Here is a 26,659-nt window from a genome sequence, read left to right on the forward strand (position 1 = left end):
GGAACTGGGGCATCAGCGATCCCGCTTGTTTTTAATGCGGCTCCTGAGGTGGGCTTCTTCAAAAAGGCCCTCCATGTACAGCCCCACGGCCTGCGCTTTTCTGAGGCTTTGGGCTGCATTCCTCAGGGCCGGAAGCGCTTCTTCGTAGGAAGGGATACTTCCTTTTTTGAGGGGGGAGGCTTCCACAAGGTGCCATCCCCACCGGCTTTTAAGAAGCACCGGCTTGTTGTCGGGAACGTTTGCCAGCTCCAGGCCCAGGGTTTCCCGTGCGCGGGCGGGGCTGACCCAGCCAAGTTCCCCGCCTGCGGGCGCGGAGCGCTCGTCCTCACTGAATTCCCTGGCAAGCCGGGAGAAGGTTTCCCCGCCTTGCAGGCGCGCCAGCAGCGTTTCCGCCGCCTGTTTGACCTGGGTTTCATCCTTGTGAAGGGTAGCCAGGAAGATGTGCCTGGTTTTCCGGAGGTCAGGGGTTTTAAGCTGGTCCCGGATCAAATCATAATAGGTTTTCAGGTCTTCGTCGGACGGCTCTGCCGCCTGGGCGGTCGCCCGGTAGAGCTGTTCCGTCTGCTTGAGCCGCGCCGCTATTTTTTCCTGGAATTGCTGCTGCGTGAATTTCTGGTCATGCAGGGTTTTCAGGTATTGTTCCGTGTTCCCGTCAAAGCGGGAACGGATTTGTTCCGCGGCGTGCGCGGCTTCCGCATTGCGGTTGGGAAGCTGAAGGTCGTTGACGCTGGTTTTCAGGCGCAGGAGGGAGGAGCCGATCAGATCGTACCTGGCCCGCGGAGCCAGGTCTCCGGCTACGTCCAGTTCATGGGTGAGCCTGATGCCTCCGTCCATGTCCAGAACGGGAGGCTGGCGCAGGAGCCGGAGTTCCGCAACCCTCCGGGAGAGCTGGTTGGCGGTGACGGGTTCGCCGTAAACTTCCGCAATCCGGGCGGAGTTGTCTCCGGGCGGTCCCGGCATCGGTTTCAGGTAGGCGTCCATCCTGCCGGCCAGGAAGCCGTGCCAGAGAAACAAATCCCCCACCAGATAGAGCAGGAATGCTCCATAAATCACGAGCTTGAACGTGAATTTTCCAGTGGGGGACATGGGAGGGACAGGGAAGGAGCAAAGGGCCTAGTTTCCACCGCCGGAGTCTGCCAGACGGACGGATTCCGGGGAAGGAAGTTGCGGAACCTCTTCTTTTCAATGCACTTCATGTAGGCTTCCTCCGGAGAGACGACGCCCTGCTGGAGTTTTTGCCAGATGGCGTCATCCATGAATTGCATGCCCATGGCCTTTCCGCCGACGATGACGTCAGGGATTTTCTGCGTGGCGCCTTCACGGATGATGGCCGCCACGGCGGGCGTGGCAAAGAGGATTTCATTGACGGCTACGCGTCCCGGCTTGTCGCTGCGCTTCATCAGGAGCTGCGCCACGACGCCGCGGAGGGAGCCCGCAAGCATGGTGCGTACCTGGGACTGCTGGTCGGACGGGAATACGTCAATGATACGGTCAATGGTTTTGCTGGCGTTGTTCGTGTGCAGGGTGCCGAATACCAGAAGGCCGGTTTCAGCCGCCGTGAGTGCCAGGGAGATGGTTTCCAGGTCGCGCATTTCACCCACCAGCACGATGTCGGAGTCTTCACGGAGGGAAGCCCGCAGGCCGTCTGCGAAGGAGGGTGTCTGGAGGGGCACTTCCCTCTGGGTGACGATGGATTTTTTATTGGGGTGAACGAATTCGATAGGTTCCTCCACCGTGATGATGTGCCGCGCCTGGTTGCTGTTGATGTAGTCAATGATGGCGGCCAGGGTGGTGGATTTACCGGAGCCCGTGGGCCCCGTGACCAGCACCAGCCCTGATCTCATGTGGGCGAATTCCTTGACGACCGTGGGCACGCCCAGTTCTTCCAGCGTGGCGATTTTTGTGGGAATGAGACGGAAGACGGCTCCCAGGCCGTGCTGCTGCCTGAAGTAGTTGCAGCGGAAACGGGAGGTTTCATCCATTTCATAGGCGAAGTCCAGATCCCCTTCTTCCAGGTATTTCTGGAAGGCCTGGGAGTCGCATATTTCCGCGAGAAGGTTTTTGAACGACTGGCCTTCCAGGTTTTCGTCGGAGATGGCGGAGATGGTCCCGTTGACGCGGATTTTCGGAGGCTGGCCTTCGCTGAGGTGAAGGTCGGAGCCGCCCGCTTCTACGAGGTATTTGAAGTATTGGTCGATAACAGCCATAACAGGAGTGTGTCAAAGTTAAAGGTTACTTGATTCCCAGGAAGGATTTCATGATGGTTTTGTCTTCCGCGCGGAAGATGCAGTCTTCCGTGGTGATGAGACCTGCCTGGTGCAGCGCCCGGAGGGAGTCATCCATCAGGATCATGCCCTGGGCCTTCCCGGTCTGGATGCAGCCGGGAATCATGAATGTCTTTCCTTCGCGGATGCAGTTGGCGATGGCGGGTGTATTGACCAGCATTTCAATGGCCAGGGCGCGGCCGTTGCCGTCCGCCCTGGGAACGAGCTGCTGGGAGATGATGCCGCGCAGGGATTCACTGACCATGATGCGGATCTGGTCGCGCTGCTCCACCGGGAAGACGTCCAGCACGCGGTCCACCGTGCGGGCTGCGGACCCCGTGTGCAGGGTGCCGAGCACCAGGTGGCCGGTTTCAGCCGCCGTGAGCGCCAGGGAGATGGTTTCCAGGTCGCGCATTTCACCTACCATGATGACGTCCGGGTCTTCACGGAGGGCCCCGCGGAGGGCGCGCGCGAAGGATTCCGTGTGCTTGTGCACTTCACGCTGGTTGACGTGGCAGTTTTTGGAGGGAATCAGGTATTCGATGGGGTCTTCAAGCGTGATGATGTGGTCGTGGCGGTCCTGGTTGATGAAGTCCACGATGGAGGCCAGGGTGGTGGATTTACCGGAACCCACGGAGCCCGTCACCAGAATGAGGCCGTTGGTGTAGCGGGTGAGGGGCACCACGTATTCCGTCGGCAGGCCGATTTCCTCCATGGTGCGCACCCGCGTGTTGATGATGCGGAAGCAGATGTCATAGCCCAGGCGCTGCTTGACCACGGAAGCGCGGTAGCGTCCGAAGTCGTTGGCATAGGCAAAGTCCACGTCCCCCTTTAATTGAAGGCGGTTCCATTCCGGGTCTTCCAGAAAGCCCCTCGCCAGAACTTCCGTGTCCTGGGGCGTGAGATTGGGCGCTTCCTCCCAGATGGGGAGAAGCTGGCCGAACCGGCGCCAGGTGGGGCGGCTGTTGACGGCAAGGTGGATATCGGAACAGTCAAAGTCCTGTCCAAGCTTAAGATATCCGTCGACGTGGGGCAAAATGTATTCGCTCATGTTGTGAATGCAGCAAACTGATAAAGCTACATACTAACGAAAACGGGGCTTTTTTGACCAGCAAAAAATGTTTGGGAAATGATTTCTGTGCAGGCGGCCCTGTGCCGTCCCGTGGCGGGGGAGGATTTTTGGAGAGAAGCCTTGAGGAAGGCTCGCAAAAGTTTATTTCCGGGAGCGGGAAAGAGCATTTATGTTTTTCTGCCGTTTCGGGAACCGGATCCTGAGGGATCGCGGTTTTTCACGGACTTTCCCGGCAGAGGCATACGTTTGGCATGGCGGAAAGAGCCGACAGCAATCCCGCTGCTGTTTTCATGGTTAAATGTGAAATGGCGGCATTGAGGACAAGTCTATGGCGCGGTTGCATTTTTGCCTCCGGGGGAAAGGTCGGGATATTGTTTTAAATGACTTTCTTCATCAATTTTTCCTGTTCCTCCGAACGGGGACACGGAAGGAACATTTCCAAATTCCCCGCCGCCGCGATGACTGGGAAGGCCATGTTTCCGCCATGATGGTCGTCTTCCTATATTGGGGCCTCCCTTTCATGGCCAGGTAGCTTTTTTCCTGATTGTGCCCTGTTATTTTTGGCAGGAATTGTTCATGGCGGAAAGCGCTGGAAAGGGGAATTGAGCTGCCGATGCCTTTTTGGGGTCAGGCATGCCCTGGTCTCCTGTTTCATTCCAATATCGCCGCATGGACCATGCCGAAATGCCTGTCCAGCCTGGCGAGGTACGTATGAACAAAGGGGCGTTGTTTTCTTTGGCGACAGGTCGTTATTTTATGAGGTATCGCGGCCGTCTGCATGAAGAGTTGTCCTGCAGGGGGGACGATATTCCCGGAACGGCGCGCATCTGACGCCGCAGGGATATGAAGACATTTCTCCCGCAACAGCGGAATTCCTGAGTTCTTTTTTAAAGCAGCGGCTTGAAAAGGCTGCGCCGCATCGACCGGAAAATCCTGTTACTTGAACAGGTTGAAGAATTTCTTGCCTGCCAGGTCGAAGCCCATTTTTTTCAGGGACGGGAAGGCGAGGGTTACCAGGATTTCAATGATGAAACGGAAGATAGGGGAATTGATCCAGCTTCCGGAAACATGCGGACGCGGGGGCGCCGGATGGCTTTTTTTTCCCGTAAACATGCGGATGAGCAGAATGCCTCCCACCGTGCCGACAATGGAGCCGATCACAGGCAGGGACATGGCCTTTTTTTTCAGCTTCCGGAAGTGGTCGGCCTGCTGCTGCGTCTTCTGGACCAGGGTATCCGTCTCATTGACGATATCCAGCCGGGAGGAAGCCACCCGCATCAGGAGTGCGAGCTTTTCTTGAGAGCCATTTGCAGACATGATAAATCCGTTTTAAGTTCTTCCGCCGTCGCCGGGGCGATGGGCGTTACATGGGTTCGGCTGAAAAGGATGAGGGCCACGGCAGCCGCCACCAGATGGATGCCGGTGGTTACGGCAAGTCCGGCAATGATTCCCCAGAAGTGGGCCATGACCATGGTCAGGAAGCACCACAGGAACAGATAGCCGAAGATGGCCATAAAGGCGGCCAGCAGGAGCAGGGCCATTTTCCTGCCCAGCCTTTTGGACGCTTCCTCCAGTTCCAGCTTGAGCAGCGCGGCCAGGGCTTCCACATGGTCAAGCGCCGCCGCTCCGGTTTCCCGGAGGGACCGGACCATAGCCGCTCCTTCTTCCTTTTCCTCCACAATGGGGGCGACGAAGGTGCGTTTGAGTTTGTCAATCAGTCCCATGGCTCGGTTTGAAGGGGTGAGGGCGCCATGCGCTTGATGCGCATGGCGCGGAATGAGGGTTAACGGCGGCGGATGAGCATGCCGATCAGAAGGCCCACGCCCATGGCGATCAGCACGGACTGGGTGGGTTTTTCCTTCACGTATTCTTCGCCCGCTTCATGGAACTTCTTGGCCTTGTCACGGATGACTTCTCCTTTTTCCTGGGCGTAGTCACGGATGGTGCTGGCCTGTTCCGTAGCCGCCTTGCGGATTTGGTTTACTTTGGCCGCGGCGAAGGCCCTGGCCTGTTGAAATCTGGTTACGGCAAGCTCGCGGGCGGAAGGGCAGGAGCAGGCGGTGTCGTTTGCTGCTGCGGTCGGTTCAAGTTCGGTTTGGTTGTCTTGCATGGTTGATTAGAGTGTTAAGGGTTGGTTCCTGTTGAAAAACATGTCGGCTTACATGTTTTCGCCTCTCACATTGGGAATTATTTAGCACGCTTCCCTCTATTGGCAAGTGTGTAAAGCGGCTTCACCCGGAATTGTGCGCGTTCCTCAGCGGCGGCTTCCTGAAAAACCGCCGCGGGGGTCTGGTTTGGCCTGGGGCTCGTTCGGGTTCCGGTACCGCAGGATTCCGTAGTCCCTCAGGTTACGGATGAATTCCTGGGCATTGGCGCGGAAGCGCGCATCGTACATGAGCAGCCCCAGGAAGCCCTGGTTTTTCCGGGCGTCCGCCGTGACGGAGGCGATTTGCTCGGAAGCCTTGCGCAGGGCGGTCAGCGTGGGGGGGATTTCCTTGATGGCGGGGTCCAGGCTGTTGAGCTTTTCTTCCGCTCCGGCGATGATTCTGCGGGCGTCACTGACGGTGTCTTTCATGGCCGCCATTGTCGCGGGGAGCTGTTCGCCCGCTTTGTTCATTTGAGCCAGCACGCTGTTGAGGTGCCGGAGGTTTTCCCGGCTCAGGATGCCTTCATTGATCAGCTTGGTGGTCTGGGCCAGCCCTTTGGCCGCTTCCCCGATGTTGAGAATGGCCTCGTCAATGTTGTCCGAATTTTTTTCAATCTGCTTGAGGATTTTCAGTATTTCCTCCGTGGCGCCCACGGCGTTATTCTTGATCTTGCTGAAGTCGCTTTCAGGCTGCCCGATGATGGTGGCATGGGGCGGGATGTATTCGTGCGTGGGGCGTGCCGGGGGAACGATGTCGATGTACTTGTCTCCCAGGATGTTCTGCATGTCCACGCGGAAGACGGAGCCTTCCTGGATTTTCACGTCGCTCAGGATGCTGGCTTCCAGCATGACTTCATTGCCGGAGGGCAGGAGTTCGGGCGCCTTGGTGACCTTTCCCACCGTAACGCCGCCCAGGCGGAGCTGGGAGTCCTTGATGAGGCCCGCCGCGTCCTTGAAAATGATGTTGATGGGGTAGGTTTGCTCCTTGGAGGTCTTGATGTTGCCGAACCCCAGGATGACGCCGATGATCATCAGGATTCCGGCAATCAGGAAGATGCCCACCCAGGTTTCCGGCTTAAGTTTCTGCTTCATGGCTCTGTGGTAAGATGGTTATTGTTTCCGTTCACGTTCCGCCCGTTCCAGCAGAACCCGTTGAAAGTTTTCATGCCTGCCGGTCAGGGAGGCCCAGTCTTCCCCGGAATCCCCGTACAGGAACCTTTGCAGGTTTTCATCCCTGGAATGCAGCAGCTCCTCCGGGGTTCCCGTCCAGTAAACTTCCCCGTTCCTGAGATAGACGATTTTGTCCGCAATGCGGATCACGCTGGGCATGTCATGGGAGACGATGACGGTCGTGATTCCCTTGTCCTTGCAGATTTGCCGGATGAGGAAGCTGATGCTGTCCGTGACAATGGGGTCCAGGCCTGCGGTGGGCTCGTCATACAGCAGGCATTCCGGTGTGGTGACGATGGCCCTGGCTACGGCTACGCGCTTGATCATGCCTCCGGAGAGGCTGGCCGGCATTTTTTCCTGCTGCCCCAGCAGGTCCACGGAGTCCAGGGCGGCGGAGATGCGCGCGTCCAGCTCCTTTTCATTCCGGATTCCTTCCTCGCGCAGCGGGAAGGCGACGTTTTCCCCTACGCTGAGGGAGTCGAAGAGTGCCCCCTGCTGGAACATGAAGCCTATTTTACCGCGGATTTGCTTCTTGATTTTTTCCGGCGCTCCGCTGATGCGCCTGCCGTCTATTTCCACATAGCCGTCCAGCGGGTCCATCAGGCCGTCCAGATGTTTCAGGATGACGCTTTTTCCAGCCCCTGACCCGCCGATCAGAGCCATCAGCTCTCCCTTTCCCACGTCAAAGCTCACGCCTTTCAGCACTTCCTGGGTACCGAAGCTTTGCTTGAGCTGGTGGACGCGGATGAATGGCTGCATGGCGGCGCGGAAGGGTTATCTCATGAATCCCATGGGGAAGATGGAATTGAGAATCATGGTCAGAATGAAGTTGGCGATGAGCAGGGCCACGGAGGCATACACCATGGCCTGCATGGTGGATTTGCCGACGCCAACGGCTCCGTTCGTGGTGTTCAGGCCTTCCCGGCAGGAGATGGTGGAGATGATGAGGCCGAAGACCAGGGCTTTGACCAGGGCCACGGTGATGTCCCCCATGGTGACGAATTTGCTCATGAAGTGCATCCAGTAAGCCTGGTCCACGTTAAAGGAGGTGATACTGACGATGTAGGCGGAGGCGATGCCCACCAGCACGGCTTCCATCATCAGGATAGGCATGGAAATGAGCATGGCCTGGATGCGGGGCTTCACCAGGTAGTCCACCGGGTCCACGTTCATGGAGTTAAGGGCGTCTACCTGTTCCGTGACTTTCATGGTCCCGATTTCCGCTGCCATGGCGGACCCGACGCGGCCCGCAAGCATCAGCCCGGTAATGACGGGCCCCAGTTCCCGGAACATGCCCACGGCGACGACGGCGCCCCCCATGGTTTCCATCCTCACCGTCTGGAGCTGGAACAGGGTCTGGGCTTCCAGCACGGCTCCGGTGAACGCGCCGGTGATGATGACCACCGGCTGGGACTGCACCCCGATTTTTGCAATTTGCTCCACAAGAACGCGCATCCGGAATTTGCCGGACCACATGCATGCGGTCACTTGGTAAAGCAGCAATCCGATTGACCCCAGGCGGTCAACCAGCCTTAGAGCGGCGCGGCCGATCATGGTGGCTACATAGAATTGCATGGCTTCTACTAATCACTTCTTCCACTTCAAGAGCAAGCGCAATGTACGCCACGGGAAGAAAAGCAACGCGCCGCGTCAATCCGTCAGCCGGTGGACGTAAGGCGTTTCCGGTGCACCGGGAATGGATCGCAGTGTGAGGCGCGGCGGCAGTTTCCGGCGCATCCATTCGGAGGCGCGGGCCCGGCGCTGCCAGCGGCGGATTTCAAGCTCCGATTCCGGGAAGAGGCCTGCCAGCGGCGTGGCGGATTCATGCGCGCGGTGCAGACGGATGAGGAGGCTGTCGCGCATGGCCGCATCCGGCGCAGGAGAAAGGAAGCCGGGGAACAGGTCCGCCAGTTCCGTTTCATATAAATCCCCCAGCGGCATGAAGTCAGCGGCCAGGGCCGGCGGAAGGAGGCGGGGAGCGGTCATGATGTCCGTTCCGGTCAGGGCGGACAGCAGCAGGGCACCTTCCTCCTGGGTCCATTGGCGCATGAGCCATGCGGCCGTGAACAGGTCATCCGGTCCTCCGGCCGCCGCATCTGCGGGGAGAGGCAGCATCCGGGCCTGAATGCCCAGCTTGTCCGCACAGGCTTGCGCCCGGGCAGTGTCCTGTTCCGGAATGCCGGGGAGGCGGGGGATGAAGCCCGTCAAGGGCAGGGAAGGCAGTTCCTCTTTTAACAGTTGAGCCAGCAGGAGGGATGCGGAGCTTTCCAGCAGGTTCAGGCAGGCGGCGCCATGCCCGCTTTTCAGGATGAAGTCCGCCGTGCCTTTCCGGAGGGCGTGCCGGAGCTGTTCTTCCGGAGCGGGAAGCGGAGAAGACGCCTCCGTGGAATTTTCCGGAGAAATGACGGCGGAATCCCGTTCAAAAAGACGCAGCCGTTTGAGGAGAATCCCGTGGGCGGACCATGCGGAAGACGCGCCGGGTAACAGAAACGGGCCTTCTCCCCGGCCAGGCGGGCAGTGAGGACCGGCAGCCTTGTTTCCCGCGCCAGCCGGCAGGCTTCCTCCTCATCCTGCTCCAGCAGTCCTTCATGCCACGCGCCGGAATGGGTGCGGAGCAAGAGGCAGGGTACGGAAGAAGATGCCGGGGAAGATTCCGGCCATGAAATGATGGAAAAACCCGCTTCATCCGCCGTCCGGCAGATGCCGAAAACGGGAACGGCCTCCGTTCCGTGTGCGGCTGGGGAAATAACGGCTTGCCGTGGAAAGGAAAGGCCGTTCCGGAGCATGTGGAAGCGGCTGCCGTCCGCGTCCGCTGCTGCCAGCAGCAGGGGGACGTCCGCTATTTCCCGCGCCAGGTAGGCCTGGGCCGCCCTGTGCTGGGACCGGAAGCCGCTGCGCAGGGCCAGTTCCCCGGTGTGCGCGCCACTGAGGGCCAGCGGCGGACAAAGAACGAGCTCCGCCCCGCCGTCCACGCAGGAACGGTACAGTTCCACGATGGTTCTGAGGTTCCTGGGGAAATGGCCGGGGATGGTCTCCGGCTGGATTAATCCTGTCTTCAGCATGCGCCGGCAGGGTAGACCATTCCGGGGAGGCGGGCAAGCCGGGATGCCCGGCGGCTTTCCCTCCGGGCGTTTCCTGAGGAGTTTTTATCGCAAGGAGCTTGTCATCCGCGATCTTCATGGTATGATCTGCACCGATTGCGCGCCGTCCGTTCCCGGGCGCATCAATCCGGAATTACTTATGAGGAAACAGTCAACAGAGGGGCAGGAATCCTCCATCCAGCGCGCCGTAGCATTATGGCGCGAATATCTTCTCCCCTATAAGGGCACGCTGGTGTGGGCTGTGATCGGCGGCATGGTGGCCGCTGTTTCCAGCGGCTTCGGCATACCGGTGATTTTGCAGGAAATGTTCCCCGTGATCTTTGACGGGAAGCCGCTGCCCCCGTGGGCGGAGCGCGTGCTCCTCTGGTACGTGAGTCCGGAAAACCTGCCCTGGGTGACGGTGTGGGCCACGGCGGCCATGCTCCCGATGGTAGTGGTGGTGCGCGGCCTCTCCTCCTTCGTCAATGTCTACCTGCTTTCCAAAATAGGGCTGGGCGTGCTGGAAACGCTGCGGCTCAAGGTGTACCGTAAATACCAGGATTTATCCCTGGCCTTTCATGACCGCCAGCAGAAGGGAGACCTGCTGAGCCGCCTGATGCAGGACACGCAGTTCCTGCAGGGCGGCCTGGTGCAGATTGCCAATGACCTGATTATCCAGCCCCTGACCCTCCTGGCCGCGCTGGGATTCCTGATTTACAGGGCCTCCGTCAGCCAGCAGTTCCTTATTTTGCTGGCGAACATGCTCCTGGTGGGCGTCTGCGTGATTCCCATCCGCTACATCGGCAAGAAAATGCTCGCCCGCGCTCGCGTGGTGCAGTCCAGCCAGGGGATCTTTCCTCCACGCTTCAGGAAAACTTTTCCTCCCAGCGGGACATCCGGGCCTTTGAACTGGAAGAGCAGCAGACAAGTCTGTTCAGGAACAGGATTCACCGTTACATCCAGGCTTCCATCAGTGCGGTCAGGTGGCAGAGCCTGCTGACGCCTTTGATTGAATTCGTCAGCGCCATCGCCATGGCGGCCACTCTCTTTGTCGGCAACATGAACGGCATGAACATGGGGGACTTCGCCGCGCTGGCTACGGCCATGTACCTTTGCTATGAACCGGTCAAGAAGCTAGGGGCGGTCCACAACAAGGCGGAAACCCTGAATGCCGGGCTGGAGCGCATCAACCATGTGCTGGACGCTCCGGACGACGTTCCGGAACCGGAAAACCCGAAGAGTCCGGAAGCCTGGAAGGGGGAAGTGGAGTTCAGCAATGTGTGCTTCGGCTACCAGCAGGATGCTCCCGTCATGAAGAACATTGACATCCGCATCCCGGCTGGCCAGGTGGTGGCCCTGGTAGGCCCCAGCGGCGCCGGGAAAACGACCTTCATCAATTTGCTGTGCCGTTTTTACGACGTACTTTCCGGCAGCGTGAAGGTGGACGGCATCGACGTGCGGGAGATGGCCAAGAAGGACCTGCTTTCCCATATCGCGCTGGTTTCCCAGTATCCCGTGCTGTTCCGCGGATCCGTGGCGGACAATATCCGCATCGGCCGTCCGGACGCTTCCGACGCGGAGGTGGAGGAAGCCGGGCGCATGTCCGCCGTGGACAGCTTCATCAATGAGACGGGGGAAGGCTATTCCCGCATGATCGGAGAAATGGGGGAAGGGCTTTCCGGCGGCCAGCGGCAGCGCGTTTCCCTGGCGAGGGCCTTTCTGAAAAACGCGCCTATCCTGGTGCTGGATGAAGCCACGGCTTCCCTGGACATGAAGAGCGAGGAACTCATCCAGAAGGAGATTGAAAAGCTGGCTTCCGGACGCACGGCCTTCATCATTGCCCACCGGTTCAGCACCATCCGGATGGCGGACCGAATTCTGGTTCTGGAAAAAGGGAGCGTCATTGCGGATGGCACGCATGAGGAGCTGATGGCCTCCTCCCCCTGTACAGGGAACTTTACAACAAGCAGCAGATGGTTGCGGAAGAGGAAGGAGGCGCTTCATGTTAAGACAGTTTTTTGAGTACGCGCGGTATTTGAAGCCGGTGATGAAGCTGTTCATCGCCGCGCTGGCCGCCGGGGCGCTGGCCGCCGCCGCCAGCGGTTTCGGCTTCCCGCTGATGATTGCCAAGGTGTTTCCGGTGGTGTTTGACAATACGCAGATTCCCCCGGAGCTTCAGAACATCATCGCCCATCTGGTGGCCCCGGAGCACATGCACACCGCTGTGCTCGTGGCCGTATGTTCCCTGCTGCCGCTGGTTTTTGCCATCCGGGGCATAGGCACGTTCTTCAATGTGTACTGGATCAGCATCGTCAGCATGAAGGTGCTGGAGGAAATCAGGCTGGACGCCTTTTCCAAACTGCAAACGCTGCCCCTCTCCTTCATTGACCGCCAGAAACGGGGGGACCTGATCAGCCGCCTCATCAATGACGCGGCCAACGTGCAGGGAGGCCTGGTAATAGCGGCCAATGACATCATCAAACAGCCCCTTACCCTGCTGACCGCACTCGCCTTCCTGGTGTACAAGGTCTTTGTTGACCCGAACACGGCGGTGGTGCTGATGAATCTGGGGCTGGTTGTGCTGGCGATATGGCCCATCCGCTTCTTTGGCCGCCGCGTGATGAAGAAGGCCAAGCAGGCGCAGGACGAGCTGGGCAATATCACGGCCGCCGCCCAGGAAAACCTGGCGGCCCAGCGTGAAATCCGTTCCTACGGCATGCAGGAACAGCAGGTGGGGCTTTTCCTGGGGCTGATCGAACGCTTCTTCAAGATCAATCTGAGAACGGTGAAGTACAGGCACTTCCTGGTGCCGGTGCTGGAAATGGTGACGGCGCTGGGCCTGGGCATTCTGCTGGTGAGGGGCCATGAAATGGGAATCACCAAGGCTGACTTCACGGCCCTGGCCGCTGCCCTCTTCATGTGTTACGACCCCCTCAAGCGCCTGGGCGTGACGCTGACCAACCTGAAAAGCGCGCATGCCTCCCTGGAACGCATCAACTACCTGCTGAAGGAGCCGGACACCATGCCGGAAGCCGCCAATCCCGTTCCCCTGGGGCGAGCCTCCGGGCGTCTGGACTATGACGGCGTTTCCTTCTCCTACGACGGCGCCCGCAAGGTGCTGGACGGCATTGACGTTCATATCAGCCCCGGGGAAGTGGTGGGCCTGGTAGGCCCCAGCGGCGCCGGGAAAACCACGTTTGCCAGCCTTCTGCCCAGATTTTACGACGTCAGTTCCGGCACCCTGCGCATGGACGGCGTGGATGTGAGAGACGCCTCCCTGCACGATGTGCGCAAGAACATTGCCTTCGTTTCCCAGCATCCCGTGCTCTTCCACGGCACCATCATGGAAAACATCCGGCTGGGGCGGCAGGACGCCACGGATGAGGAAGTGATGGCCGCGGCGCGCGCCGCCGCCGCGGACGGCTTCATCATGGGGATGCCGGACGGCTACCAGACCATGCTTGGCGACGGCGGCAGCGGCCTGTCCGGCGGCCAGCGCCAGCGCGTGGCGATTGCCCGCGCCTTCCTGAAAGACGCCCCCGTCCTGATTCTGGATGAAGCCACCGCCTCCCTGGACGCGGAAAGCGAGGCCCAGATCCAGCAGGAGCTGGACCGCCTGGTGGAGGGAAGGACGGCTCTCATCGTAGCCCACCGCTTCAGCTCCATCCGCGTGGCGACGCGCATTCTGGTGTTTGAGGGCGGCCGCATCATCGGGGACGGCACTCATGCGGAACTTTATGCCTCCTGCCCGCTGTACCGGGAATTGTATGACCGCCAGTCCCTCTAGGTGAAAGGGGGGACGGGGACGGAAGGCTTTTCCCGCGCCCGTGCCGTGGCGCACATGGCGGTTTTTCTCAGGCCATGGTGGAAAGAGCTATTGTCAAACAAGGGCCATGATGTACTATTCCGCCAGCATGAATACACTGGATGAATCCCTGACGAATGCCGTTAAAGAGGGGAAGCTTTTGGAGTCTTCCCTGACCAATATCCGCCTTCTGCTGGCCGGAACCAAATCCCCCATAGCGTGTGAGGCCGTAGAGGAACTGGCCGCCGCCGGGGAGTGGCAGGAATTGAATGACCGTTTTTACAAGACCCTGGCCTTCGGTACGGGGGGGCTGCGCGGCCGCACCATCGGCAGCATCGTGACCCGGGCGGAGCAGGGGAACGGCGGCGTGAACGGCCGCCCGGAATATCCCTGCGTGGGAACCGCCTGCATGAACTACTTCAATGTGGGGCGAGCGATGCGCGGCCTGATCATTTACGTGAAAAAGCATGTGGAGGCCACGGACCCGGGCAGGAAGCCCCGGCTGGTCATCGGCCATGACACGCGCCACTTCTCCCGTGACTTCGCCGAATTCTGCGCGAAAATCGGCACGGACCTAGGCTGTGACATTTACCTGTTCGACAGCCCCCGGGCCACCCCTGAAGTTTCCTTCGCCATCCGTGAACTCAATGCGGATTCCGGCGTGGTGCTGACCGCCAGCCACAACCCCTCCCACGACAACGGCTTCAAGGCCTATTTCAACGACGGAGCCCAACTGGTGCCTCCGCATGACAAGGCCGTGATTGAGGAAGTGAACTCCCTGACCTCTGAGGAATATGAACCGCTGCCGGAAGACCGGCGCGGCACCCTTCACGTGCTGGACGCCTCCTTTGACCGTGTCTACATGGACCGCCTGAAAACCGTGCTGCTCCGTCCGGAGCTCTTCAGCAAGGGCGGCGCCAAAATCGTTTACTCCAACCTCCACGGCACGGGCGGCCATATCATCGTTCCCCTGCTGAAGGAACTGGGCTGCAACGTGCAGACCGTGGCGGCGCAGGACGTGCAGGACGGCCGCTTCCCGACGGTGGCCTCCCCCAACCCGGAAAACCCGCCGGCCCTGGCCCTGGCCATTGAGCAGGCGGACGCTTCCGGCGCGGACATCGTCATCGCCACGGACCCGGACGCGGACCGCATGGGTGTGGCCGTTCGCGGGGAAGATGGGAAAATGCACCTGCTGACCGGCAACCAGATCGGCTCCCTGCTGGCGTGGTACCGCTGCATGAGCATGTCTGACCTGGGCATCATCAATGACTCCAACCGTTCCCGCGCCGTGATGGTGAAAACCTTTGTGACGACGGGCCTTCAGGACGCCATCGGCCACCACTTCGGCTATGAAGTGGTCAACGTGCTCACGGGCTTCAAGTACATCGCCCAGAAGCTCGGCAAATATGAAGAAGCCATTCCTGCGGAAAAGCGGGAAGGCTACCGGAAGATGAGCGAGGAACAGACGCGCGCCCTGCGCCTGGAATACAGCCGCTACTTTGTCTTCGGCGGGGAGGAAAGCTACGGCTACCTGGCCCAGGACTTCGTGCGCGACAAGGACGCCAACTCCGCCGCCATCATCTTTGCGGAGCTGGCCGCCTATGCGGAAAGTGTCGGCAAGAGCCTGCTGGAACTGCTTCATGAACTCTTTGAACAATTCGGCGTGTACCTGGAAATGGGCAAATCCCTGGTCATGGAAGGCGCAGACGGCGCGGCAAAAATCGCCGCCCTCTCCACCTCCTATTCCGCCAATCCTCCTACGGAACTGGACGGCGTGGCCGTCAGCGGCATCCGGGACTTTTCCAAGGGTGACATGGTGGATGCGGAGGGCGACCCCATTCCGGCGGAAAAAATGATCTTTGTGGATATGGCGGACGGCCGCAGCTTTGCGGTGCGCCCCTCCGGAACGGAACCCAAGATCAAGTACTACCTCTTCGGCCACGGGAAACCGGGCGCTCCGGTGAAGGAAGCCCTGCCGGCGGTCCAGGCCTCCCTGGACTCCCTGTGGGCTGCCGTGGAGAAGGACGCTCTCGCCCGTTCCAACGGCTAAATGTTGTTGATTTCTTTCCCCCGTCTACCATGTAATGTGGACGGGGGAAATTTATTTTCTTGCCAAGGGGGCAGGAATTCCGCAGTTTATAATTCTTATGACATTTGCGGTCCACAAAACTCTCTCCGTGGCCGGTGCCCTTCTGGCCGGCCTTCTCCTCTCCTCCTGCTCCTCCACCTCCCAACAAGTCGAAGCTCCGGCACGGCTCCCCGCCTACCACTTTGTACCGGGAAAAACGGCCGTGCTGCACAACGGGAAGGCCATTCCCCCCAGGAATGCCCCCCGCAGGTAAAGCGCGCCATTGCGGCCGCCAATTCTCTGGTCAACAAGCCCTACCGCCTAGGCGGCGGCCACAGGAAGCACTATGACTCCCACTATGACTGCTCCGGCAGCACCTCCTTTGTGCTGAAGGAAGCCGGGCTGCTCACCTCCACCCGCCATTCCAAGCTGTTCCTGAACTACGGGCAGAAAGGCGCCGGGGACTGGATTTCCGTCTATGCCAAGAACGGGCACGTATTCATGGTCATCTGCGGCCTCCGGTTTGACACCACCGGAAGCGGCCGCCGCGGCGAAGGCCCCCGCTGGAGGGTGGACGGCCGCAATGCCCGGAACTTCCTGGTGCGCCACCCCACGGGTCTCTGATCCGGGCCTGCGCAACGGAAAACCGCGTTTTTTGCGTATGTTCGCGCAGGCTTTCTTGAACAATGGAAAGTAATGTGCTATCAGGTGCTAGGACGTTGATAGTTCCTTGACTTTCATGGCTAAGACAAAAATTCACGTAGGGCTTGAGATAGGGACAAGCAAGACTTGCATGGTCGTGGGCGAAGTAAAGCCTGACGCGACCGTGACGATCATCGGCGTGGGTGAAGTTCCTAGCGAGGGCGTGGTCCGCGGCGAGATTGAAGACACCTCCAAGGTTATCCAGTGCATTTATGATGCCTGGAACATGGCCCAGGACCATGCGGACGTGGACATCATGACCGTCTACCTGTCCGTGACCGGGGCCCACATCGTGGGGCAGAACAACCGCGGCACTTTCCGCCTGCCTCCGGATGAAAGCATCATCTCCCAGGAACACATGGATGAGGTGACGGAAATCGCCCGTGACATTGCGCTGGGGCCGGAACAATTCGTCCTGCACCGCGTGCCAGGCCTCTTCTCCGTGGACGGGCAGGAAAACCTGACCAACCCCGCCGGGCTGACCGGCAGGACGCTGGACATAGACTGCCACATCATCCACGGCATCAAATCCCGCATCACCAACTCCTTCCGCTGCGTGCGGGAAGTGCCCCTGGACATTGCGGATGTGGTCTTCGCCCCCATCGCCACGGCCCAGTTCGTGCTCAACAGGCAGGTCAAGCAGGCGGGCGCCCTCCTCATTGACATGGGGGCGGGCACCACGGACTACGTCCTTTACCTGGACGGCCAGCTGGTGGCCTCCGGCTGCGTGCCCCTGGGCGGCGACCATATTTCCAATGACATCACGCTGATGACCGGCATACCGCTGGCGCAGGCGGAACTGCTCAAAAAGACGGAGGGGGACGCCAACAGCTTTTCCGGAAAGACCAATGAAATGGTGCGCGTGCGCGGAGAAGGGAATATGAAGGATGCCGCCATCGAACGCAATGTTCTGAATGAAATCATCCGTTCCCGCCTGCTGGAAATCTTCAATCTGGTCAAATCCTCCCTGCCCAAGGACACCTTCAAGGGCAACCGCTGCCACGGCGTCTACCTGTGCGGGGGCGCCAGCCTGATGCGCGGCGTGGGGGAACTGGCCTCCCACGTGTTCGGCGTGGCGATCAGCCGTCCCACGCTGGTCAAAAACGGAGCGCCTTCCTATCTGGATGACCCGCGTTACTGTACGGCCATCGGGCTGATACGGTATGCCCAGATTCTGGATGCCGAACTGCCGCAGCAGCGGAGCTGGCTGGGGCGCGTGCTGGGCCTCTTCGGCAGGAAGAACTCCTGATCAATCTCTACCCCAATTAAAAACCATGCTGGAATTTTCTCCCCAGGACCCGTCCGGGCTATCCGGAAAAATCTGCCTGTGCGGCATTGGAGCCGCAGGCGCCAAGGTGATGGAGGAGGTTCTGCTGCTGGCTCCGCAGGCGGCTTCCGTGTGCGCCATGAATCTGGATGCCCGTTTGCTGAACGCCTCCGCCGTTCCGTGCAAGGTCCATCTGGGGGCCAGGCTTACCCGGGGGCTCGGCTCCGGAGGGGATGCCTCCGTGGGGGCACAGGCCGCCTGTGAAAGTGAATCCTCCATCCTCCGGGCCCTGGAAGGCAGTGCGCTGACCGTCCTCGCCGCCGGGCTGGGAGGCGGAACAGGCTCCGGCGTGGCGCCGGAGGTGGCGCGGCTGGCCAAGGAGCAGGGCTCCTACGTCGTCAGCGTCGTCATCCGCCCCTTCCGGTTTGAAGGGGACCGCCGCGCCGCCCAGGCGGACGAGGCGCTGTCACGGCTGGCCCTGTATTCCGACATGGTGCTGCGGTTTGACAATGACGCCATGGAAAGCCTGATTGATCCCGACAAGGGAGTGTTGGAAGCCTTTTCCGTGGTCAATGCTCTCATTGCCCGCGCCGTGCTCATCGTGCCCTCCCTTCTCAACTCTTCCGGAAGCCTGCTCCGCGTGGGGCTGGATGACCTGCTCCGCGTGGCCGGAACAGGGAAGGGAATTTGCTCCTTCGGCGTAGGGGAAGCGTCCGCGGACGTTTCCACGGCGGACATGCTGGACCAGGTCCGGCACTCTCCCCTTTTCCTGGAAAAACGGCTGGGGGAAGTGGACGACGTTCTGGTGCTGGTGCGCGGCGGCAATTCCCTGACCCTGAAACGCCTGGAAGCGCTGGCTGGCGGAGTGGCGGAAATCCTGGGGAGCGGCGTGCGCCTCCATATCGGCGCTTCCGTGGCGGAACAGCCGGAAGACCGCCTGTCCCTGACCGTGCTGGGCGTTGTGCCCGTGAATGAACCGGAAATTTCTCCTGCTCCCGTTTTCCGTAGGGAACCGGAGCTCCAGACAGTTCTTGTGCCGGAGGAAGAACCCTTCATCGGGGATGGGAAAACCATCATTCAGCCTGTGGCTCCCGCCGTGGTTTCCGAACCGGAACGGCGTCCGGAGCCGGAACCTCCCGTTTCCATTCCCTCCGTCAGAAGGGATGACCATGAACTGGAAGAGGAACTGGTGCCTGTAAGGCCTGTTCCCTCCGTGCCGGACGTGGAGGAAACGTTCCCGGAACCCGCGCCTGCAGCGCAGGAACTCGGAGCGGATGCGGAACAGGAATTGGACCCGGTTCCCGACATCAAGGAACTGGAAGAAGGAACTCCCCCGGAAGAAGGAGAGGAAGAGCGCGCGGGACACGGACTCTTTGCCCATGTACGCCCCCTCATTCTGGACGGGGAAGACCTGGACCTGCCCCCGGCGCTGCGGAAGAAGAAACCGGACCCGAGCTGATGCCGTCTCCCCGTACGTCCATGGTATGGTTTTGGGCGCTGGTTGCAGCCGCCCTGCTGTATGTGGCGTTGCTTAGCTGGTGGAGCCCCTTCACCTCAGACACGTACCATCACGCCTTGACGGGCATGGAACACCGTTTCTCCCTCAGCCTGGTCTGGGAACGCTGCGTGGCCTCCTACATGAGCTGGAACCCCAGAATCGGGGAATACCTGGCCTTTGCTGTGGCGACAGCGGGCAAATGGCTCTTCATTCTGCTCAACCCCTTTGTACAGGTCTGCCTCGCGCTGATGATGTTCTATCTGGCCTCCGGGCGCAGGGTGGACCCCCGTTCCTGGCCGGACGTGCGGCTCTTCGGATTGGCGCTTCTCCTGCTCTTCACCTGTACGGCCCGGCCCGGCGTCACGATTTACTGGCTCTCCGGCGCTACCAACTATTCCTGGGGAGCCGCCCTCTGGCTCGGTTTCCTGTGCCTGTACCGGGAATTGCTGGAAAATCGGGAAAACGGGAAAAAGGAAAGCCTGCTAAAAAGGGTTTCGGCCAGTGGGCTGGCGTAGTGGCACTGGGATTGTTGGCAGGCATGACTAATGAAAACAACATTCCGGGAACCTGGCTTCTGCTGGGAGCCTTGTTTGTCTTCGTCCGCCTGGTCCGGAAGGAAAAACTTCCCTTGTGGTTTTATGCGGGCGTTGCGGCGCAGGTAGCGGGTTCTCTGTGCATGTTGCTTGCGCCCGGCCTCTCTGCGCGGATGCACTCCGCCACTCCCGGCTGCGCGGAACCCCTCTCCGGCGTTTGGGACAGATGGGAAGCGGTCCCCGCGCTCCTGCTCCGGATGCATGAATACCTGGCCCTTCCCCTGCTGCTGGGTGCGGTGGCTGCCTGGATGCTGTGGAGAAGCTTCCGCAGGAACCGGAATGCCTTACGGCCATGGAAAATTTTCATCGGAACAGCGGCAGCATACATTCTGACGGCGTATGCCATGGCTCTTTCCTTTGCCGCCGCCGTCGTTCCGGCGGACCATGCCATGTTCTCCGCCACCCTGCTGTTCGGCATTGGCGTTTTGGCTCTTCTCCGTGTGTGGTACGGCATTCCCGCCGCGGAGCCCCGTCCGCGGATGACTGTGGCTGTTTTTCTGGCGCTGTCCGGAATATGCGTTCTTTCCACCCTTCACGATCACCTGCTTCTGTTCCAGCAGCATGAAAAGCGCGTCCGCCTGATTCTGGAACAGAAAAAGGCCGGCTTTCGGGAAATTGTGGTTCCTCCCCTCGTTCCACCCTCCCCGTGGTGCTCCTTCATCTTCTGGGTGGACCTGTCGCAAAACCCGGAAGACTACGTCAACCGGGGCGCGGCTGTGTATTATGGAGTTAGGAAAATTTTTATTGAAAAATTAGAAAATTAAATAATAATAAAGAATATGAAATATTTTCTTGGTTCATCAGCAATTCAAAAATTGTGGGAATATGGGATGATATTTCTGCTGTGCGTGCTCTGTATCAATGTTCCTCTTCATGCAGAAGATGAGGAGGAATGCTGGAATGATTCTTTGTTGAAGATTATAACAAAAACAGAACAGCCTTCTGCGGAATTCGTCCTGAATATTCACCGGGATGAAGAAAAGGCTTATGAAAGAAAAGAGGTCGGAATTGGAGAAAGATTCAAGTTGATATTATCAGGCAAGCTTGTCGAGGGGCAAAATGCCCAGAACGTAAAAAATATTAAGTGGCACCTTCTAAGTGGCCAAGAGTATTTGAAAGAATGGCCAAAAAATACTGATGGAAGGTCAACCTTGAATGTAGAAGCAAAAAAAGAATTTCTGAAAGATTCATTAGATGAAAAAGGGAAAAAGAAAGACGGTAAGGTTGTGGTTCAGGCAGAATTAAATGGGAAAAGGACAAAAAAGTTGGAGATAGAGGTTCTCTTTCCTGAAAAAATGTGGAGCAAGCATGCCCAAGGAGGAGTTCCTGCCTCTTTTCAGGATGAGTTGACGATGGGAGCTTCCATGTTATTAGAATTAAGAGTGCAGCCATTGAAGGTGAGCTTTGTTGAAATAGATGTGATTGAAAGGGACTTGGGCTCTTTCAAGGATCAAGGAAGTATAAGTGAAAGCATAGATTCAAGGCATACGCCTGCAACAGGCTGTGATGCGAGAATAGATGTTTTGCCCGGCAATAAATTTTGGGATAGAGCTACATCAAGTGTGGATGTCCGTTTTGTAATAGAGATTAATGGAGTTCCTCCTCTGCATAAGTTGCCTCAAAAGTGGCATTGGGCATGTCAATGGAGAGTTCATTATGGAGGAGGATTGGACAGTAAAAATAAGGACGGTGCAGTAATCGTAGAAGAAAATCAATATTTTGTATTTGAAAAATTGGCTCTTGCCAATGGTCATTCTTATTTAAATTCTTCTATAAACAAATTTGGCTGTTTTGTCACAAGGAATACATTGAATTTGAGATATTTTTTCGGTCCTGAAGAGAAAAAATAACAGAATGAAAAATTATTTAAGAATCATAGGTGTTTTTATCCTCGCGTCTGTCATGAATGTTAATGCAGCGCAAACGATAATAATTAAAGCTCCGGATGTTATCCCTATTTTCAAGGAGGAACCGGAATTGGTCCAGGGATGGGCGCAGTTGCTGAGAGATGGAAAATTGAAGGAATTTTATCAGAAGGTCCATAAGTCTCAGGAATTTATTGAGGAAATGAATTGGGAGGAATTGAAAGAAGGGGATCTCAATAAATTTTTATGGATATGTTATTATGTCGCCAAAGCTCCTGCTTTTCAGGTAGATTATGATGAAAGTACAGATTCTATCAACCATGAAGGTTTGGATTACAGAGAAAGAGACAATTTAGCTACTGAAGGGGTAAGAATGTGCTGGAACCTGCCGGAAATTGTTTCTCAGCATGACCTGAAAAGAAAAGAACTGGTAGAATTATTATCTTTGTATGTTGCTGCAATGACTAAAACTGTGCGTGATGATTATAATGAGAAGCTGCCTGAGAAACATGCAAAGATGGCTGGAGAATACGAAAAAATAGTACAGAAACGGTTAAAGGAGTATGCAGAGAAGCATAGGGGAGATGGAGTTTGGGGTTCTGGTGATATTGAAAAAAAGCGTATATATTATTATAATAAAATAGCTTCCAATGAAGTTAGAAATTATTCAGCTGCCCATTATCTCAAAAATTCACTTGAGCCGGCATTAATGAAAATTTTATTGAAATGTTTTCCGGGCGATAAAAATGAGGTGGAAAAATATCTTAAACTGGCAGGATATGAAGGAAAGGCGATGGACGAATTGATCAATCGAACTGTAGGGAGGGATGCAAGCACTAAATTCCTATACAAGGGTGATTGAGGACGCAGATATGAACAGGCGCTCCGGCAACAGACTGGAAAGAAGAAATAAATTATAGTTATTTTTGAAAAGAAAACTATGAGTTTTGCTAATGAGTAGTGAATAGGCAAAGATCATAGTGGTTTCCTAAGAGATTAGGGCAGAATATAAGGATGGAGGAACGGTGACAAAGAGGTTTCCGGAAGGTGCGACCACCGTTATAGGAGCTTCCGCTATGTCAAAATTATTGAGAGGGACAAAAGGGAGGAGCCTTCCGGTACGGATTTCGACTCAGGTTATTCCAAGAATGGTGCGAATGAAGTCATAGAAGTATTTGCAACGAATCAATTGTAGGATAATGTCACGGGGGGGATTTTTGCCGTCGACTTGGAACATTCCCATTTCCCAAGCGTGGGACTGGGTGTGTTCCTGGTGTGCATCCATGATGGGAGGAGGGAGAGGACTCGGAAAGCCTTGATGGCCACGAGATCGTGAAAGCGCGATGCCATTTTTGTTTTGCGGAATTTTACAGGCGGGAAATTTGAGGACCACAGTGGTACGATATCGTGACGATTACCAAATTTGGCTGCTGTGTGGCAGCATGGATTATGAATTGAAGACCAGAGTGGTGAGGCGGATGAACGGTTTAGCCTTGGATATATCTGGAATTGTCACTCGATGCCGTGTGAAAAGAAGTGATTTGACCGGGATATGGAGCGACTGTGTTAGAAACATTCCGGGAGCGGTATGATCCGGAATTGAACCGGGAACAGGAGCCTTGGGCTCTCTACTGCAATAATAAGTTGATGAGCAATTAAAAAAGAAACGACAGTTGCAAGTACGAATTGGAAAAGAGGTTGGAGGCTGCGTTTGTGGAGATGCTGGTTCACTTTTATCCGGGCCAGGCCGGAGAAGAGGTCAAGTATTTTAAAAAGGCCGGATACGCTGATTAGGAAATCGGAGGCCTGATTGATGACCGTGCTGCCGGGCGTGAGGGCGGAACGGAATTTTTATATAAGGGAGGCCGCGGACACCAGCACGATAGAAAGTTGGAGCCTCACGGTTCCGGGCGTTTGGAATAATACGCAGGAACATGAACTATCCGGAAAAGAGGAAGGCTTCTATTTCTTTGCGTGGACAGGAGAGTCTTCAGGCTTGCCCGGAAAGCGTGGCGGACTCCAGTTTGTTCCGGGATGGAAAGAAAAATATGGGTAGGAAGTTTTTCAATTCATCGGAATCGCGTAAGAGTGCAGTTTTTTGAATTCGCTGCCTTGCGGGCCTTGGTCCGTGATGCCGTTGTTGGGGGCGGCATAGGTGTCCAGAGTCATGGAGTCCGGGTAGATGTTCAGGATGTAGTAGGCCGTGATGCCGGAGCGGTATTGCAGGGTTTTTACGCGGGATTTTGCGGGCAGAAGGAAGGGGATGGGCAGCACCTTGTTGCCCGCGGGGGCGCAGATGAGGGAGGTGAGGGTGTTTTTCCCGTCCGGGGATGTAATCATGTACAGGTCGTGGGCATGCAGGTGCCCGGTGATGACGAACCGCACGCCGGCGTCCCGGAGGTTGCGGTAAAAGATGTTCTGCTGTTCCGCCGCGCTGTCGTTGTAGCGGCCCCACAGGCATTCCCGGAATTGCATGGGAGTTTGCAGGGTGCGGTGGGTGAAAATTAGGCAATGGCGCGGAACGGTGTTGGCCTTGCTCCTGTTGCGTTTGACCCACGCGCTGAAGTCTACGAGCTGGTCCGGGGTCAGGTCAATGTCCATGAAGTACAGGGAGGCGTTTTTATGGCGGATGCCGTAGTTCAGTTTTCTGGTGGCCAGCCCTTTGGCGCCCTGTTTCCGGGTAGGCAGGAAGAGTTCCCTGAATTGTTCCGCGCGGAAGGGCAGCGATTCATGGTTGCCGCGCACGGCGTAGAAGGGGATGCCTTTTTCCTCCAGCATCTTGTTGAGTTCCTTGCGCTTGGCGAGTCCGTTGACGGGGGCGCTTCCTTCAATGTCCGCCATGTCCCCCACCTGGACGACCATGTCCACCTGGTGCTTCAGGATTTCCCCATAGAGGGTTTTGATGAAATTGACGGCTACCCCTTCGCTTCCTTCCATGCGTTTGGGGGAGTCATGCGTGTCGCCGATGATGGCGATTCTCCACGGAGCGGGTTCCTCCGCGTGCACCGCTTGAAACAGAAAGATGAGAAATAGCGCAAGATATTTCATGGCACCCCGTTTTTACCGCCCGCCTGCTTTCCAGGCCAGAAAATTATGCATGCGCCGGAAGAAGGCCGGACGGGTGCTTCTCTTTTTCCTTTTAAAGGTGGCAGTTCGGGGCTGGCCGGAAAAGCTCCACAGCAGTTAGAACCATGAGAGGGATACTCTTTTCACCGGAGAAACAGGTCCTTTGACGGATTTTATTGGCGGAGGAATGAGCCATTGTGAAGACCGGCTTGCCGGGCCTCCGGAAGGTTTTACCCTCTTTTCAGTGAAGAGGCGTTTTTCTATTCCGGTTGCCGCTGCCCGGAGGGGAGGGCCGTCATCCCCTTGCAGGGAATGCTTTTCCGTTTTTTCCCATCAGTGGGAAACGGAGTTGGAAAAGATATTGATTACCAATACTCCGGCAATGATGAGCGCCAGACCTGAAATCGCTGCCAAGTCCAGGTGCTGCTTGAATGCCACCCACCCGATGGCGGAGATCAGCACAATGCCCATTCCCGACCAGATGGCATACGCAATGCCCACAGGGATGTTTTTCAGCACCAGGCTGAGGCAGTAGAAGGAGCCTGCATATCCGGCTACGGTTATGATGGTGGGCAGGAGCCTGGTAAATTGTTCGCTCTGCTTCAGGAAAGAGGTGGCGATTGTTTCCAGAACAATCGCCAGCAACAGGATAAGATATGCTTTCATGGATTCGTTCCTGCTAAGGCATCGCCCGGGAACTGCCAATGATTATGGGCATCGTGAAGATTTGAGAGAGTAAAAGCCAGGCATTTGAGAAGTCAATGCCCGGCTTTTGATGGAGCGGACGGCTTCGGCCGGAGGTTGCTGTCAATGGACTTGCAGGGCTTTGGCCTGTTCATCCGTGAGTTCCACGCAGTGCCAGGGAAGGCCGCGCTTGTTGAGTTCGTCCATGAAGGGGTCCGGATCGTTCTGCTCCATGTTGAAGACGCCAGCGCCGGACCATTTGCCCGTAAGGATCATTTCCGCGCCGATCATGGCCGGAACCCCCGTGGTGTAGGAGATGGCCTGGGATCCAACTTCTTCAAAGCATTTTTCATGGTCGCAGATGTTGTAGATGTACACGGCCTTGAATTGGCCGTCCTTGGTTCCGGTGATGACGTTGCCGATGCAGGTTTTTCCTTTCGTGGTCTTGCCCAGGTCCCCCGGGTCCGGCAGCACAGCCTTGAGGAATTGAAGCGGAATGATTTCCACTCCATTGTACATGACCGGGTCAATCCGGGTCATGCCCACGTTCTGGAGCACTTCCAGGTGCTTGAGGTAGTTCGGGGAGAAGGACATCCAGAATTGGGCCCGGCGGATGGTGGGGATGTGCTTGACCAGGCTTTCCATTTCTTCATGGTACATGCGGTAGATTTCATAGGTGCCCACTTCCTGCGGGCAGGTGAAGCTCCGGTGCATGCTCATGGGGGCGGTTTCTCGGAAGGCGCCGTCTTCCCAGTGGCGGCAGGGGGCAGTCACTTCCCGGATGTTGATTTCCGGGTTGAAGTTGGTGGCGAAGGCCTTGCCGTGATTGCCGCCGTTGACGTCAATGATGTCCAGCGTATGGATTTCGTCAAAGTGGTGCTTGAGCGCCCATGCCGTGAAGACGTTGGTGACGCCGGGGTCAAAGCCGGAGCCCAGCAGGGCAAAGAGTCCGGCCTTGCGGAATTTGTCCTGGTACGCCCATTGCCAGGAGTATTCGAATTTGGCTACGTCCCGGGGTTCATAGTTGGCGGTGTCCAGGTAGTTAACGCCGGTTTCCAGGCAGGCGTCCATCAGGTTCAAATCCTGGTAGGGAAGGGCCACGTTGATCAGCAGCTGCGGCTTGACTTCCCGGATGAGGGCCACGGTGGCGGGCACGTCGTCCGCGTTCACGGCGTGGGTGGTGATATTGACGCCCGTTCTGGCGCGTACATCGTCCGCAATGGCGTCACATTTGCTTTTCGTGCGGGAGGCCAGATGAATGTTTTGAAAGATGTCCGGCAGTTGGGCGCATTTGTTGGCTACCACATGTCCGACGCCGCCTGCTCCAATGATTAAAACCGTGTTCATGATATGCCCAGTACATAAGTGAAAACAGTTTG

The 26,659-nt window shown here is 57.4% G+C and carries 26 protein-coding genes; 12 read left to right on the forward strand and 14 right to left on the reverse strand.

The features are described from left to right. Window positions 1-12: 12 nt before the first annotated feature. The 11 genes from PVA48_RS10355 to PVA48_RS10405 all read right to left on the reverse strand — a co-directional run bounded on the left by PVA48_RS10355 (window position 13) and on the right by PVA48_RS10405 (window position 9,714). Window positions 13-1,086 (reverse strand): peptidylprolyl isomerase, encoded by a 1,074-nt coding sequence (locus PVA48_RS10355; protein ID WP_102729152.1) that lies wholly within the window; start codon window positions 1,084-1,086, stop codon window positions 13-15. Next, on the reverse strand, window positions 1,050-2,207 hold the full coding sequence (locus tag PVA48_RS10360; protein WP_423231694.1) for a type IV pilus twitching motility protein PilT: 1,158 nt from the start codon (window positions 2,205-2,207) through the stop codon (window positions 1,050-1,052). The genes PVA48_RS10355 and PVA48_RS10360 overlap by 37 nt, the downstream gene beginning before the upstream one ends. A gap of 25 nt (window positions 2,208-2,232) precedes the next feature. Continuing rightward, entirely contained in the window at window positions 2,233-3,315 is a 1,083-nt protein-coding gene (locus tag PVA48_RS10365) for a type IV pilus twitching motility protein PilT (protein ID WP_022397530.1), read from the reverse strand. A 957-nt stretch (window positions 3,316-4,272) separates the two neighbouring features. Further along, complete coding sequence (locus tag PVA48_RS10370) at window positions 4,273-4,614, reverse strand: hypothetical protein (RefSeq protein WP_022397529.1); 342 nt, start codon at window positions 4,612-4,614, stop codon at window positions 4,273-4,275. Further along, complete coding sequence (locus PVA48_RS10375; protein WP_022397528.1) at window positions 4,614-5,060, reverse strand: phage holin family protein; 447 nt, start codon at window positions 5,058-5,060, stop codon at window positions 4,614-4,616. Before PVA48_RS10375 ends, PVA48_RS10370 begins: the two co-directional genes overlap by 1 nt. A 59-nt stretch (window positions 5,061-5,119) precedes the next feature. Next, window positions 5,120-5,446 carry a DUF883 family protein gene (locus tag PVA48_RS10380; protein WP_022397527.1) on the reverse strand — a complete coding sequence of 109 codons (327 nt, stop codon included), beginning with the start codon at window positions 5,444-5,446 and terminating at the stop codon, window positions 5,120-5,122. Window positions 5,447-5,590: 144 nt separating this feature from the next. Next, on the reverse strand, window positions 5,591-6,574 hold the full coding sequence (locus PVA48_RS10385) for an MlaD family protein (RefSeq protein WP_022397526.1): 984 nt from the start codon (window positions 6,572-6,574) through the stop codon (window positions 5,591-5,593). Between the two features lie 18 nt (window positions 6,575-6,592). Further along, window positions 6,593-7,411 (reverse strand): ABC transporter ATP-binding protein, encoded by an 819-nt coding sequence (locus tag PVA48_RS10390; RefSeq protein ID WP_022397525.1) that lies wholly within the window; start codon window positions 7,409-7,411, stop codon window positions 6,593-6,595. Between the two features lie 15 nt (window positions 7,412-7,426). Continuing rightward, window positions 7,427-8,227 carry an MlaE family ABC transporter permease gene (locus PVA48_RS10395; protein WP_022397524.1) on the reverse strand — a complete coding sequence of 267 codons (801 nt, stop codon included), beginning with the start codon at window positions 8,225-8,227 and terminating at the stop codon, window positions 7,427-7,429. A 75-nt stretch (window positions 8,228-8,302) separates the two neighbouring features. Then, window positions 8,303-8,860 carry a hypothetical protein gene (locus PVA48_RS10400; RefSeq protein WP_423231695.1) on the reverse strand — a complete coding sequence of 186 codons (558 nt, stop codon included), beginning with the start codon at window positions 8,858-8,860 and terminating at the stop codon, window positions 8,303-8,305. A gap of 95 nt (window positions 8,861-8,955) precedes the next feature. Next, the gene (locus PVA48_RS10405; RefSeq protein ID WP_423231696.1) at window positions 8,956-9,714 is read right to left on the reverse strand and encodes a hypothetical protein; all 759 of its coding nucleotides are present in this window, start codon (window positions 9,712-9,714) and stop codon (window positions 8,956-8,958) included. Between the two features lie 178 nt (window positions 9,715-9,892). Here PVA48_RS10405 and PVA48_RS10410 point away from each other — a divergent pair, with 178 nt between their 5' ends. The 12 genes from PVA48_RS10410 to PVA48_RS10465 all read left to right on the forward strand — a co-directional run bounded on the left by PVA48_RS10410 (window position 9,893) and on the right by PVA48_RS10465 (window position 22,392). Then, window positions 9,893-10,732: an ABC transporter transmembrane domain-containing protein gene (locus PVA48_RS10410; RefSeq protein WP_423231697.1), complete on the forward strand. Its 840-nt coding sequence runs from the start codon at window positions 9,893-9,895 to the stop codon at window positions 10,730-10,732. Then, on the forward strand, window positions 10,627-11,754 hold the full coding sequence (locus PVA48_RS10415) for an ABC transporter ATP-binding protein (RefSeq protein ID WP_423232521.1): 1,128 nt from the start codon (window positions 10,627-10,629) through the stop codon (window positions 11,752-11,754). The genes PVA48_RS10410 and PVA48_RS10415 overlap by 106 nt, the downstream gene beginning before the upstream one ends. After that, entirely contained in the window at window positions 11,735-13,519 is a 1,785-nt protein-coding gene (locus tag PVA48_RS10420) for an ABC transporter ATP-binding protein (protein ID WP_423231698.1), read from the forward strand. Before PVA48_RS10415 ends, PVA48_RS10420 begins: the two co-directional genes overlap by 20 nt. A gap of 127 nt (window positions 13,520-13,646) precedes the next feature. Further along, window positions 13,647-15,587: a phospho-sugar mutase gene (locus PVA48_RS10425; RefSeq protein ID WP_423231699.1), complete on the forward strand. Its 1,941-nt coding sequence runs from the start codon at window positions 13,647-13,649 to the stop codon at window positions 15,585-15,587. Window positions 15,588-15,714: 127 nt separating this feature from the next. Then, the gene (locus tag PVA48_RS10430; protein ID WP_423231700.1) at window positions 15,715-15,879 is read left to right on the forward strand and encodes a hypothetical protein; all 165 of its coding nucleotides are present in this window, start codon (window positions 15,715-15,717) and stop codon (window positions 15,877-15,879) included. Window positions 15,880-15,989: 110 nt separating this feature from the next. Beyond that, the gene (locus PVA48_RS10435; protein WP_423231701.1) at window positions 15,990-16,229 is read left to right on the forward strand and encodes a hypothetical protein; all 240 of its coding nucleotides are present in this window, start codon (window positions 15,990-15,992) and stop codon (window positions 16,227-16,229) included. A 115-nt stretch (window positions 16,230-16,344) separates the two neighbouring features. Then, window positions 16,345-17,556: a cell division protein FtsA gene (ftsA, locus tag PVA48_RS10440; RefSeq protein WP_102713795.1), complete on the forward strand. Its 1,212-nt coding sequence runs from the start codon at window positions 16,345-16,347 to the stop codon at window positions 17,554-17,556. A 25-nt stretch (window positions 17,557-17,581) separates the two neighbouring features. After that, a complete protein-coding gene (locus PVA48_RS10445; RefSeq protein ID WP_180975281.1) occupies window positions 17,582-19,033 on the forward strand; it encodes a cell division protein FtsZ in 1,452 nt (483 codons plus the stop codon). After that, the gene (locus tag PVA48_RS10450) at window positions 19,033-19,587 is read left to right on the forward strand and encodes a DUF6056 family protein (protein ID WP_423231702.1); all 555 of its coding nucleotides are present in this window, start codon (window positions 19,033-19,035) and stop codon (window positions 19,585-19,587) included. Before PVA48_RS10445 ends, PVA48_RS10450 begins: the two co-directional genes overlap by 1 nt. After that, the gene (locus PVA48_RS10455; RefSeq protein ID WP_423231703.1) at window positions 19,587-20,429 is read left to right on the forward strand and encodes a DUF6056 family protein; all 843 of its coding nucleotides are present in this window, start codon (window positions 19,587-19,589) and stop codon (window positions 20,427-20,429) included. Before PVA48_RS10450 ends, PVA48_RS10455 begins: the two co-directional genes overlap by 1 nt. Window positions 20,430-20,444: 15 nt before the next feature. After that, the gene (locus tag PVA48_RS10460; RefSeq protein ID WP_423231704.1) at window positions 20,445-21,515 is read left to right on the forward strand and encodes a hypothetical protein; all 1,071 of its coding nucleotides are present in this window, start codon (window positions 20,445-20,447) and stop codon (window positions 21,513-21,515) included. Window positions 21,516-21,519: 4 nt separating this feature from the next. After that, window positions 21,520-22,392 (forward strand): hypothetical protein, encoded by an 873-nt coding sequence (locus tag PVA48_RS10465; protein WP_423231705.1) that lies wholly within the window; start codon window positions 21,520-21,522, stop codon window positions 22,390-22,392. A 1,202-nt stretch (window positions 22,393-23,594) separates the two neighbouring features. Here PVA48_RS10465 and PVA48_RS10470 read toward each other — a convergent pair. From PVA48_RS10470 to PVA48_RS10480, 3 genes are all read right to left on the reverse strand, one after another. Next, window positions 23,595-24,536, reverse strand: coding sequence for a metallophosphoesterase family protein (locus tag PVA48_RS10470; RefSeq protein ID WP_423231706.1), 942 nt, complete (start codon window positions 24,534-24,536; stop codon window positions 23,595-23,597). A gap of 393 nt (window positions 24,537-24,929) precedes the next feature. Further along, window positions 24,930-25,262: a DMT family transporter gene (locus PVA48_RS10475; protein ID WP_022397508.1), complete on the reverse strand. Its 333-nt coding sequence runs from the start codon at window positions 25,260-25,262 to the stop codon at window positions 24,930-24,932. Between the two features lie 141 nt (window positions 25,263-25,403). Then, window positions 25,404-26,627, reverse strand: a complete 1,224-nt coding sequence (locus PVA48_RS10480) for a saccharopine dehydrogenase family protein (protein WP_102729147.1) — start codon at window positions 26,625-26,627, stop codon at window positions 25,404-25,406. Between the last annotated feature and the right edge of the window lie 32 nt (window positions 26,628-26,659).

This window comes from Akkermansia sp. JRP_AM1, from assembly GCF_049262625.1.
In the GTDB taxonomy this organism is placed as follows: Bacteria; Verrucomicrobiota; Verrucomicrobiia; order Verrucomicrobiales; family Akkermansiaceae; genus Akkermansia; species Akkermansia massiliensis.